The following is a 10,104-nucleotide window of genomic DNA, read 5'->3' as shown; positions in this document are numbered from 1 at the left end:
ACCAAACAAAGAAGGGCACCGATCCTTGGCATTACTGGCTTCCCCGCTGATAGTAGTTTTGGACTCGACGCTGCACCTCTGATTGTACGCCCTGCCCCATTGCGCCCACATCCGGCATCTTCACGTTTGCCATCACCTCGGCCATGAACTCTGACAGGTCCATTTGTGAGAAGTCCAGCCGCTCGAACTCGGCGGGCGTGAATCCAGAACAATCTGGATTCCTTGGGTTGCCCCACGACTTACCGATCTGAGCACGACCTTGAACGTTGATGATCCGAGCAAGTCGGCTGTTGTAGCAGCAATACGATTTCGTTTTCTCGATACAGGTTTTCACGATTGGCAAACGCTTCGAACAATAATCACCAATCTCGACGCACAGGTTTTGCCCGCGCCTCAGCGCAAGAATTTGCTCGCTTTGATCGCAACTCAAGATGTCTTGCAGGATCATGAGCCCGACCTGGATAGCGAAGGACACCGGATCAAAGCTAACAAATTGCAACCCCGCCGTCGCCGAATAGGAGAACGTCACCCCATAAAAGCTGGCGGTCGATGTCCACGCGGTCGCGCTCCACGCATCAATGGCGCGATTGACGAGAAACGGTATGTCAGACGCGAACATTGCATCGTACACATACGGCGACCCAAAAAACTTGGCTCCCTGCACCGCAGCCCCAAGCGCCATCGATGCGTTACTCATGCCGGCGCCACCGCTTTTTTTCTTGCAGCAGTTGACCAGTCCAAATAGCTTGACCTTGCATCGTGAGTCGAAGCCCTTGAAAATCTCCAGCGAATTGGGGTCCATGTATGTCCCGGCCTGCCTGGCGGCTTCCATCGCGGTGATTGCCTTGGCGAAATCGTCGTCATTCTCGTAGCCAGTATCAAAGCATTGGCCGTCCCTGCAGAACGCCTGGCCCGAGCAATCGGTCACGGTCGTGCTTTGCTCGGGCCGCGACACGCATCGATATGTTTTTTTCTCATCGATGCACTTGCCCGCAACCACGTCTTCAGGGGCACAGGGCTGCGTCGATTGCAGGGTGCAGCTTGGATTGGTCGAGTAGCTATCGCAGTCAGACGAATCTACGCGACCGGTCAGGCACGCATAGGTGTTCTGCTTCTGATAGCAGCCATCGGGAGCGACCTGCGATGGACTGATGCCTGGTGGCAGGGGAAACGGCGGAGTGGTCGATACACATCTGCTCTCCGCGATTTGACAGTTGGTATTCGTGTCGAGCGACTGGCATGGGCCTGGATCGTAATTGCTCGATATGAGCGTATAGGTATCATCGAGACGGATCGTGTTTGGCGGCGTTGGTTGCGACGGATCGCTACAACGATAGGTCTGCGTATATTTCATGCAGCCTGAGCCCAGGATGCTGTCCCACTGGGCACATGTTGAATTTGTCTGCCAGCAACCAGCATTGATCAAGGGTTGGCAGTAGTTGATTGCGTTGGGCTTGAGGCAGGTGTAAGTATCCTCGTATTCCCAACACGAGATATTCAATTGCGACAAACAAACCTGTGCGCCAGAAATCGTCTTGCACGGAGTAGAATCTACGCACACAGAACCGGTGCGCTTGCAGTCGCCAGCAATGGCGCTGCCCCATGAAACGATCAACACGAACACCAAGCCTAGCAAGCGAAACATTATCGTGCCCTCGCCTCAAGACCTGCACAGCCATTTCGCAGAATCGCGCTGCAATTCAAGGGGCAGTATGCCAATGTTTTGAATCGGACGATTCCGTCGCCGTTCTTTCCTACAACCAGCTTTAGTCGGACATGATTTGTCCCATTTACCAGCAGATGTTTCAGTTCCGCCCCTCCGTAAGAGTAAATATTGGACCCGCCTCCAAAAAAACTACTGCTGCATGTTCGCCCGTCAGTTATATGTTGATAGGTAATGCCATCTTCCGTAACAGTGCAGTAATTGAAGTCATTTCCGCCGGTGCTGTGATAAATGAGGTTGCCATTCAACCAAACCGCGATGTTGTCGTCATATAAAATCTGATCCAGAAAAAACGTCGCAATATTGTCCTTGTTCGTTATATCAAAATATATATCCGACTGAAAGATTTGAAGGAATGTGCCACTGAACATGTAGTTGTTTATCCATGATCCGTCCGGCGCTATCGTGCCAGCAGAGAGGTACCAATAGTTATTTCCAGCTTGATGGAGCAAAATTCGTCCAAAACCGCTGATCGTCGCTGTTCCAGTATTTATGCCGGATGGAGCGCATCCTGTACCGCCGCCGGTACAACTGACTTCATAAGTCCTTCTGCACTTCAGCGTTTCGTATGCGTTGATGGTCTGATCGCATTGGAAGTTTGAGTCAGCATCAATCTTGATGACCCGCCCCATCGTGCATTGCTGTTCCCCAACCTCGCGGATCGACGAACATGTGTCCGTGCTGTATTGGGCGGGGGTCGTGATGGTGCGCGGCACACATTGCGTGGTGCTGCCCGTGCCGCCCATGCCGAGTGAGGCGAAGATGTTTTCCGCGTTGTTGCGGATGTTCTTCGCTCTAGCGAACATCGGGTTGTTGCTCAGGTCGAACTGCGGGCGGGTGTTGGGGTTGCGAGCTAGAAAGTTGACGGCTTCGCATTCCTGGCGCTTGATGGGATCGGAATCCGGCGTGGCCGTCGCGCAGGTCTGCATCTTGGTGATTCCGTGACCCGACAGCTCGCCTCGTCCGCCTTGGAAGTAATTGGTTTCAGGCGCGCTTGCTCCATACGATGGCACCTTGCCCGTGGCGCTGCCCGCGCTGATTTGCGATGCCGCTTGCTGCCTCGATCCCGCTCCGAGTGTCTTGCCAGCCTGAAACGCTTGATCGGTACCTGCTGCGGCGATTCCGACCATTAGCCCAGACAACACTGCGACGATGACTCGCATCAGCGAATTCCCCCAACGATCTTGCTGCGATAGTGCTTGGCCCACGCTGCCCAGGCGGGGCTTTTGCGCTCGATGTAGTCCAAGGCGTAGTCAAGAGTGACATCACCCGTCACCTTGACAAAGGTCTCCGGTCGCGCACAGCCGTTTTCAAGCACCTCCCCTGCTTCCGCCCCGGCAATCACCACCGCCGGTACACGGGTTACGCTGAACTGCTGAAACGCTGGCGGGTGGATGGCGGCGGATACGTTGCGCTGACCGATGAGTTTTTGAAGCTCTTCGCCCATGCGGTTCATCGAGCCATCCTTGAGGCCCCGAAACACCAACGTCGCACCGGCGCGTTCGGCTTGCTCGATGATGCGCTCCAGCGCCTGCTTCGGCATGGACAGGGAGACGAGCACCAAAAGATCGGGCTGCGCCGCGGTCGGGGCTTGCGGCTTGCTCAAGTGCGCAACCGTTGCGACAGAGGCGCTCGAAAACGCCATGCGTGCAGGCAAGAGCAGCATTTTGGTGTTGGGCCAACGTGTGGAACTAGCCCCCTATCTGGAGCAGGCATCCCAAACCGTTGGCGACGTGGTGACTCAAGCGCTGCTGAAGTCATTGCGCACGGAAGGCAGCGGATTCGATCTTGTCGTACTGGTTGGCGGTGGGGCGGGGTTTTTCCGGGCGGCGATTCAATCCGCATTTCCACGGCTTCGTGTCGTCTCCCCCAAGGAGCCGGTTTATGCCAACGCGCGCGGGTTTTGGCTGATGGGGATGTCGCTGTGAGCGGGATTCGCGTCGTCCTTACAGTGACGCCATCGAGCCCCGAGCTCTTCGCGGCACTGAAGGATATTCCCGCTCGCATGCGGGCGGAGCGCATTCGCACGCTGGCAACGCTGGGTTTGGCGGCGCTCGCGACCGGTGCCGCCCCCCGTCCGCGCGACAACCCAGCCCCAACCGAAAAGGCTCCCGATACCGCGCCAGTGCGAGCCGGGCGCGCAGTGAGCTTTGCCAAGTCGCTCGGCGAGGATTTGTGATGGAACGATCGCGCCGTGATCGCAGGATCGGGCGACACCACGTCGCGTTCTACCGGGGGTGGCTTCAGGGCCTTGAGCTCAAGGCGCTGGCGGATCGGTATCTGGAAACGGGCCTCGATTTGCGGGTTGCCAAGTCCACGCTGGCGTGGTTGCGCGACACGTTCAGCCAAGCGGCCTTGCGGCATGGGAAGAAAGGCGAAGCGCGCCTGCTGCGCTTGCACCTGGCGCCTCGAACGGCATCGAGTGCGGTATCGTTGCCGCCGTCGCTGGAGGACTTTCGCCAAGCGCACGACCCGGATGGGTTCTACCGCGAGGACGAGCTCATTCGGCTATACGTGCAGACGTTCCCAAGCGTGCTTGACCGCAAGACCCGACAGCGCCAACGACTCATCGAGCGGCAGTTGCGCGCCCTGGACGTGATCGAGCGCCTGCTGACCACTGAGCCCGTGCCCGCTGACCCCGTGTCGGCGTGGTTCGATGAGGCGCTGGCCGAGCGCTTGGCGGGCGCAAATATCGTCACCATTGCCGACCTCATCGAGCGTATCCGTCGGCGGGGCCAGCGCTGGTGGACGACCGTTCCCAAACTCGGCGAAAAGGGCGCCCAGCGCATCGTCGAGTGGCTTCGGGGCTATGAGGCATCGGTCGGCCCCCTGCCCTCCTACGCCTGCGCGCCTGCACGCCACAAACCCTCAGCAGAAGTCGTCCCATTACGCGCCAGGGAGACGGCCATCGTGCCCATCGAGGCGCTGGCCGTGCCTTCGTCGCTGTCGGGCGAAGCGGCTTCCAACCGCTATCCTGGACCACCCCGGATTCAGGCCGGCAACGACCAGCAGGCCATTGATGCTTGGCTGACCACCAAGTCGGGCAGCCCGCACACCCTGCGTGCGTACCGCAAGGAGGCGGAACGGTTGTTGCTTTGGGCGGTCATCGAGCGCCAGAAAGCGCTGTCCGACCTCACCGTCGAGGACTGCGCGGCCTACCGCGATTGGCTCTCAGCGCTGGGCCGCACCGATCCTGAGCACTGGCCGTATCGACTACCCCAGTCGGCATGGATCGGCAAGCGCAACACGCCGCGCTTCAGCCCCGAGTGGCGTCCGTTCGATGGCCCGCTGTCGGCAACCAGCGTGCGCCAGGCGCTGACGGTTGTCTCCAGTCTGTTCGAATGGTTGGTGCAGGTTCAGTACTGCGCGTTCAACCCTTGGAGCGCCGTGGGGCGCAAGCTAGCGGCAAGCGGGGATGCGCCACCAGATGTCGAGCTGTCCCGCGTGTTCTCTGTGGCGCAGTGGGAGTACCTGATGGCCCACATCGACGCCATGCCAGCCAGCGAGGCTGTGGCGCGGGTGCAGTTCGTGCTTGCCTTTGCTCACGCCACGGGCTTGCGCCTGTCGGAGTTGGTCGATGCCACCGTAGGCCGACTCTACACCATGCCGCTGAAAGACGATTTGGGTGTGCGCTGGATGCTCAAGGTGCTGGGCAAAGGGGGGCGCTGGCGTGCGGTTCCCGTCCCCACGGCGGTCGTGGATCGACTGCGCCAATACCTGACGTGGCGCGGACTCGATGCCGACCCACTTCGCAACCCTGCCGACACGCCGCTCATCACCCGGCTTGGCAGCCTGGCGCCGGTCAGCGGCAGCGCACTGTACAAGATGCTGCGGGCGGTGTTTCACGACGCCGCGCAACAACTGGTTGCGCAAGGCTTGGAGCAGGAAGCCAAAGCCTTTGAGCGGGCCACAGTGCACTGGCTGCGCCACACCTGCGGCGCTCATTTGGCCTCCAGTGGCGTGCCCGTCAACCTCGTGCAAAAACTGCTGGGTCACGCGAGTCTGGCGACCACCAGCATTTACACGGAGACCGATGATGAACGACTATGGATCGAGGTCGAGTCACGCGCCTGAGTGCCGCTTGTGCGATCGGCTTGTCTTGAGCCGCCGTTGCATCGTGCAGCCGACCCCTTGTCCACCTGGCGGACTGCTGGCAATCGGTGAGGCACCTGGCGCCGAGGAAGACGAAATCGGGGAAGGCTTCGTCGGGCAGGCCGGGCGCGTGCTCGATGCCCTGCTCGTGCAGCACGGACTGGAGCGCAATCGCGACTACGGCGTTGCCAACATCGTTCGGTGTCGTCCTGAAAACAACCGCGCGCCAGGCCGCCACGAGATCGCCAACTGCCTGCCCAAACTGGGCGAGTTCTTGCTGATGTGCCGGCCTCGTGTACTGCTGCTGGTTGGCACAACGGCCACGGAGGTTTTTCTTGGCAGCGGCGCGCTGTGGTGGCAAATCGAGCGCTCGCGCGCGTCGGCACTGGTGTTGGCGAAAGATGCCCACGATGCTCTCAAACCCGCCATCCGCCACTTGCTGCACGTCGCAGGCCCCGTCTATGCCGTTCCGATGCCTCATACGTCCGGCATGGCCTGGAACCGCAAGGCGCTCGACGGGCGCAGGTGGTGCGATATTGGTAAGGAGCAGGTTGAACTGGCCGTCGAATGCCTGGAGTCATCGCATGCTGCTTGAGTTCAGGACCGACCGGCGCGGCTATACCATGTGGCTGGAACGCGACCTGTTCGGAGCCTTCGTGCTGCATCGGCGCTGGTATGGCCTCTACAACCGGCGAGGAGGGACGAAACGCCAGGTGTTCGACGACGAACAACGGGCGCTGGCAGAGGTCGAGCGCCTTGCTCGCGTGCGTGAGCGGCACGGATACCGTCTGCTGTCCGTGGCGGTTGGATGCCAATATGCCCGCCGAAGTGGAAGCCCGCCTTGAAGCACTGGCGAAGGCCACCGAACGCACCAAGACGTTCTATGCCCGCGAAGCCATTCTTGAGCACTTGGACGACCTCGAAGACCTGTACCTTGCAGAGCAACGCCTGATCGACATCCGTGCAGGCCGCAGCCGCACCCATACGCTGGAAGAAGTGGAGCGCGATGTTGGCCTGGCGGATTGAGATCGACGACAAGGCCAAGCGCGACTTGGCCGGTCTGGACGCTGCCCAGGCGCACCCGGTGGTGCGCACTGACGTTGGTCATGTCAACTACCCCCGACTGAAGTCGGTGGCTTGTCCCTGTACTACGCAACCAGAAGGTCCTAATGCGGTTCCGAGACTTTAGGCGTATTGACAGACGCCCTGGCGAGGCAACGGATGTTACTCGCCGCGTTCACGTCTGCGTGGTCGGCGTGCCCACAGGCCACGCAGCGAAACTCCGTTTGCGATGGGCGGTTGGCTTTGGATACATGCCCGCAAACCGCGCACGTCTGGCTGGTATAGGCAGGGTTGATGTAGACGACCTCAACGCCTGCCAGCCTGGCTTTGTATTCGACAAATGCACGAAGTTGCGCCAAAGCCCACCCACCCATCTTCGCCCGCTGCGCCTTGCGAAACCGTGTCCGGTTGCGGATGCCCTTGAGTTCCTCCAGGGCAAGCCCGCGACCGGTGCCTTTGGCCTTAGCAACGAGCGATTTGGCTATGCGATGATTCTCGTTGGCGCGAAATCTCCTTTCCTTCCCGCTCAAGCGCTTGAGCTTGCGCCGGATGTTCTTCGGACGCATGCCTCGCCGCTTTTTGGCAGAAGCAGCCCTCTGGAGACTGGCGCGCAGTGTGTACTGCCTACTCCTGACGGCTTCGACCGCATCGCCGCTGTAGTGCTGCCCGTCGCTGTCGGTGGCGATATTGGCCACTCCGAGATCGACGCCGATGAAGTCGGTCGTTGGCGGCTTGGTGCCGTCTGGCAGATCGACGGTCACAAGCAGGAACCACTTGCCATCCTTGCGCAGGACGAGGTCACATTGCCCCCTGGCGGCGGTAAACCGTTCTTGCTGATACTTGCCCATGACCATGGGCACGAGAATGCGACCCGACAGCGTCAAAAGCGACACGCGGTCAATGCCCTTGAAGCTCATCAACCGCTGGTCATAGGGGACAGCGGCAAGCGGACGAAACTGCGGTCGCTTGGACCTGTCCCGCTTGTAGGCTTCGCAGACTTGCGCAATGCAGCGCACCGCCATCTGGGCCGACAGCCCGAATCTCTCGCGCAACTGAGCGTAGCAGAGCTTTTGCAGCAGGATTTTGTTGGCGGTCTTTCTTGCAAACGCCTCGCCGGCCAACCAGTTGGCTGCTTCGTTGAAGGCGCGCATGGTCGCCTCAAGCAAAGCGGCTTGCTCCGAGGTAGGCAGAAGTTGCGTCTGCAAGGTCAGCTTCATGCCCGTAATTATAGGCGGATTGGTTCAATATGCCAACCCATGGGGGCCGCGCTTCCTCCCCCGACTGAAGTCGGGGGCTTCCGCGCTGGTGATGCCGTGGTGAAATGATACGATTGGCCTATGGGGCGCCTACGGCGTCCGCGCTATCCTTCCCCGGCCCGAAGGCCGGGGGCTTGCCGTGCGCCGGGTCAAATCTTGAGGGCTTCCTCCTTGGCCTCCCTCAAGGTGGCAAATCGGTCTGTGCGAATGCCCGACTTGCCGTGCGTGCAAAGACACCAATCGCTGCCATCGAACACGATGGAGGCGACAGTGATGTGTCTGCCAACAAACGACTGCTTGACAAGCCACGCCGACTTGCCATTTTCTTTTCCGTTTCGCTCGAATTTTTTCATCGTTATCGAGAGCCTCCATTCTCTACCCATTTGGCATTGTCGTAGTCAAAGGCCGCCGCCGTAGCCACACTGGGCCATGATGTAGCCCCCGATGAAGCGCTTTTCATCGGCACTGAGCCCCCGCGCGCCAAGGCGCTCGATCACATCGCGCGCGGTTTCTCCGTGGTCGCGTTTTCCGAAATCGCCCCGGGCGACGGCATCGCGGATCATCTCGCTGAGCATTTCGTTGCCGATTTTCTTTAGTGCCTGATAGTCCACGTCGTTCTCCTTTTCGATGCTCTGCCGGCTACTCACCGCCGGCTGGTCGGAAAACCCGCGCCACAAGGGGCGCGGGGTGAGGTGATTTGTCGCTACAACCCGAGCAAGCCTAGGCGTGCTAGACAAGCGCGAGCTGCTCAGCCTTTTCCGGCACACTACCACTGGGCTGCGGCAGCGCCGCTGCCGTGGGCTTGGGCAGCAGCATCGCCGTCGGGTCAATGCCGTGCTCCACAAGCGTTTGCTCTAGAGCCCGGCGCATCGCCTCTTGCGCTTTTTCGGCGCGCTCACTGTCGAAGTAACGCCCAGACAGATCATCCAGAGTTGGCACACTCCAGAGCGAGCGCCCCATCTTCGCTGCCTCGGCTGCAAACGCGCGCCGCACGTCTGCAAGGTCAGCTTCATGCCCGTAATTATAGGCGGATTGGTTCAATATGCCAACCCATGGGGGCCGCGCTTCCTCCCCCGACTGAAGTCGGGGGCTTCCGCGCTGGTGATGCTGTGAAAGCGCTTCTTGAGAAGCCGCGTGGTTAGGCGCTGCCTTGGCGCCCGCCACGGCCTGCGCCGCTTATTTCTGCTGTTGTAGCGCCTCAAGCTGCCCGGCCAGCCGGGCAGCTTGCTCGCGCGCCTCTGCCGCTGCCTTGCGCGCCTCGTCACGCTCTGCGCGGGCCTCGGCGCACGCATCCAGCCGTGCCGCCAGCACGGCGGCCTGCTGTTCGGCTGCGGTGCGGCCCTGCTGCGCCTCGGCAAGTGCGGCGCGTAGGCGCTCAAGCTCGGCGGCCAGTTCGCTCACGCGCTCCGCCTGCGCCTCTATTTTGAGGCGGGCGGTTGCCACCTCCACGCGGGCGGCCTCTGCCGCCTGCTGCTCGCGCTCGATGCGCCGCTGTGCCTCGGCCAAGTCGGCGGCCTGCTGGGCGGCTTTGCCTGCCAGCGTGTCGCGCTCTGTGGTGAGGACGGCCACCTGCTCGGCCAGTTCGTCGCGCTCCGCCTCCAGCGCCTCGCCAGCGGCGGCCAGTTCGGCGGCTTCCGCTTGCGCCTGCACCAAGCGGTCCTCGATCTCGGCGCGGGCGCGTGCAGCGGCCCGCTCGATCTCTGCGGCAATGGCCGCGGTCAGCGTGTGCGGCAATTCCGGCGCATCGGCGGCGGCGACCGGGCGGGCTTGCCGCCATGCGGTGAGATGCTTGTGGATGGTGTTCGGGCTGCCGGTGTCGCCCAGCTTCTCCCGCACTGCCCGGATCGTCGGCTGCTGCCCCTCGCCTGCCAGCGCATCAGCGACGGCGGCGACCTGCTCAAAAGTGATGCCCTGACGTGCCACGACCCTTGCTCCTTTCATCAGTTTGCGCGGGAAACCTCGGCCTTCAGG

Annotated in this window: 14 protein-coding genes; 6 read left to right on the top strand and 8 right to left on the bottom strand. The window is 61.1% G+C overall.

Going from position 1 to position 10,104, the window contains the following annotated elements:
* Positions 1-31: 31 nt before the first annotated feature.
* Genes Tchar_RS03510 through trbC form a run of 3 tightly spaced genes read right to left on the bottom strand, consistent with a single transcriptional unit; the run spans position 32 to position 3,368 of the window.
* Positions 32-1,645, bottom strand: coding sequence for a conjugal transfer protein TraN (locus Tchar_RS03510; RefSeq protein ID WP_144327713.1), 1,614 nt, complete (start codon positions 1,643-1,645; stop codon positions 32-34).
* Positions 1,645-2,886, bottom strand: a complete 1,242-nt coding sequence (locus tag Tchar_RS03505; RefSeq protein WP_144327712.1) for a hypothetical protein — start codon at positions 2,884-2,886, stop codon at positions 1,645-1,647. The genes Tchar_RS03510 and Tchar_RS03505 overlap by 1 nt, the downstream gene beginning before the upstream one ends.
* On the bottom strand, positions 2,886-3,368 hold the full coding sequence (gene trbC / locus Tchar_RS03500) for a type-F conjugative transfer system pilin assembly protein TrbC (protein ID WP_161595444.1): 483 nt from the start codon (positions 3,366-3,368) through the stop codon (positions 2,886-2,888). The genes Tchar_RS03505 and trbC overlap by 1 nt, the downstream gene beginning before the upstream one ends.
* On the opposite strand from trbC, the gene Tchar_RS03495 reads away from it, so the two are divergent.
* Genes Tchar_RS03495 through relB form a run of 6 tightly spaced genes read left to right on the top strand, consistent with a single transcriptional unit; the run spans position 3,367 to position 6,841 of the window.
* Complete coding sequence (locus Tchar_RS03495; protein ID WP_144327710.1) at positions 3,367-3,651, top strand: acetate and sugar kinases/Hsc70/actin family protein; 285 nt, start codon at positions 3,367-3,369, stop codon at positions 3,649-3,651. The genes trbC and Tchar_RS03495 overlap by 2 nt on opposite strands.
* Positions 3,648-3,902 (top strand): hypothetical protein, encoded by a 255-nt coding sequence (locus Tchar_RS03490; RefSeq protein WP_144327709.1) that lies wholly within the window; start codon positions 3,648-3,650, stop codon positions 3,900-3,902. The genes Tchar_RS03495 and Tchar_RS03490 overlap by 4 nt, the downstream gene beginning before the upstream one ends.
* Positions 3,902-5,797, top strand: coding sequence for a phage integrase family protein (locus tag Tchar_RS03485; protein ID WP_144327708.1), 1,896 nt, complete (start codon positions 3,902-3,904; stop codon positions 5,795-5,797). Before Tchar_RS03490 ends, Tchar_RS03485 begins: the two co-directional genes overlap by 1 nt.
* A gap of 43 nt (positions 5,798-5,840) precedes the next feature.
* Positions 5,841-6,410, top strand: coding sequence for a uracil-DNA glycosylase (locus Tchar_RS03480; protein ID WP_236640160.1), 570 nt, complete (start codon positions 5,841-5,843; stop codon positions 6,408-6,410).
* Positions 6,400-6,660 carry a WGR domain-containing protein gene (locus Tchar_RS03475; protein WP_161595443.1) on the top strand — a complete coding sequence of 87 codons (261 nt, stop codon included), beginning with the start codon at positions 6,400-6,402 and terminating at the stop codon, positions 6,658-6,660. The genes Tchar_RS03480 and Tchar_RS03475 overlap by 11 nt, the downstream gene beginning before the upstream one ends.
* Positions 6,632-6,841: a type II toxin-antitoxin system RelB family antitoxin gene (relB, locus tag Tchar_RS03470; protein WP_144327706.1), complete on the top strand. Its 210-nt coding sequence runs from the start codon at positions 6,632-6,634 to the stop codon at positions 6,839-6,841. Before Tchar_RS03475 ends, relB begins: the two co-directional genes overlap by 29 nt.
* Before the next feature lie 140 nt (positions 6,842-6,981).
* On the opposite strand, the gene Tchar_RS03465 is transcribed toward relB, so the two are convergent.
* From Tchar_RS03465 to Tchar_RS03445, 5 genes are all read right to left on the bottom strand, one after another.
* Entirely contained in the window at positions 6,982-8,094 is a 1,113-nt protein-coding gene (locus Tchar_RS03465) for an RNA-guided endonuclease InsQ/TnpB family protein (RefSeq protein WP_144327705.1), read from the bottom strand.
* Positions 8,095-8,282: 188 nt separating this feature from the next.
* Positions 8,283-8,486, bottom strand: a complete 204-nt coding sequence (locus Tchar_RS03460) for a hypothetical protein (RefSeq protein ID WP_144327704.1) — start codon at positions 8,484-8,486, stop codon at positions 8,283-8,285.
* A 45-nt stretch (positions 8,487-8,531) separates the two neighbouring features.
* On the bottom strand, positions 8,532-8,810 hold the full coding sequence (locus Tchar_RS03455) for a hypothetical protein (RefSeq protein ID WP_144327703.1): 279 nt from the start codon (positions 8,808-8,810) through the stop codon (positions 8,532-8,534).
* A 52-nt stretch (positions 8,811-8,862) separates the two neighbouring features.
* Positions 8,863-9,174 carry a hypothetical protein gene (locus tag Tchar_RS03450; RefSeq protein ID WP_144327702.1) on the bottom strand — a complete coding sequence of 104 codons (312 nt, stop codon included), beginning with the start codon at positions 9,172-9,174 and terminating at the stop codon, positions 8,863-8,865.
* 135 nt (positions 9,175-9,309) lie between these two features.
* Positions 9,310-10,056 (bottom strand): DNA-binding protein, encoded by a 747-nt coding sequence (locus Tchar_RS03445; protein WP_144327701.1) that lies wholly within the window; start codon positions 10,054-10,056, stop codon positions 9,310-9,312.
* Between the last annotated feature and the right edge of the window lie 48 nt (positions 10,057-10,104).

It is taken from the genome of Tepidimonas charontis, assembly GCF_007556685.1.
GTDB classification, from domain to species: domain Bacteria; phylum Pseudomonadota; class Gammaproteobacteria; order Burkholderiales; family Burkholderiaceae_C; genus Tepidimonas; species Tepidimonas charontis.
The sequence above is the reverse complement of the archived record's forward strand: the minus strand, read 5'-3'. Positions and strand labels throughout refer to the sequence as shown.

Excerpts from the sequence above, each read along its gene's own strand:
- Tchar_RS03510 (WP_144327713.1), bottom strand. The coding sequence starts at position 1,645 with ATGTTTCGCTTGCTAGGCTTGGTGTTCGTGTTGATCGTTTCATGGGGC.
- Tchar_RS03505 (WP_144327712.1), bottom strand. The coding sequence starts at position 2,886 with ATGCGAGTCATCGTCGCAGTGTTGTCTGGGCTAATGGTCGGAATCGCC.
- Tchar_RS03495 (WP_144327710.1), top strand. The coding sequence starts at position 3,367 with ATGCGTGCAGGCAAGAGCAGCATTTTGGTGTTGGGCCAACGTGTGGAA.
- trbC (WP_161595444.1), bottom strand. The coding sequence starts at position 3,368 with ATGGCGTTTTCGAGCGCCTCTGTCGCAACGGTTGCGCACTTGAGCAAG.
- Tchar_RS03485 (WP_144327708.1), top strand. The coding sequence starts at position 3,902 with ATGGAACGATCGCGCCGTGATCGCAGGATCGGGCGACACCACGTCGCG.
- Tchar_RS03475 (WP_161595443.1), top strand. The coding sequence starts at position 6,400 with ATGCTGCTTGAGTTCAGGACCGACCGGCGCGGCTATACCATGTGGCTG.
- relB (WP_144327706.1), top strand. The coding sequence starts at position 6,632 with ATGCCCGCCGAAGTGGAAGCCCGCCTTGAAGCACTGGCGAAGGCCACC.
- Tchar_RS03465 (WP_144327705.1), bottom strand. The coding sequence starts at position 8,094 with ATGAAGCTGACCTTGCAGACGCAACTTCTGCCTACCTCGGAGCAAGCC.
- Tchar_RS03460 (WP_144327704.1), bottom strand. The coding sequence starts at position 8,486 with ATGAAAAAATTCGAGCGAAACGGAAAAGAAAATGGCAAGTCGGCGTGG.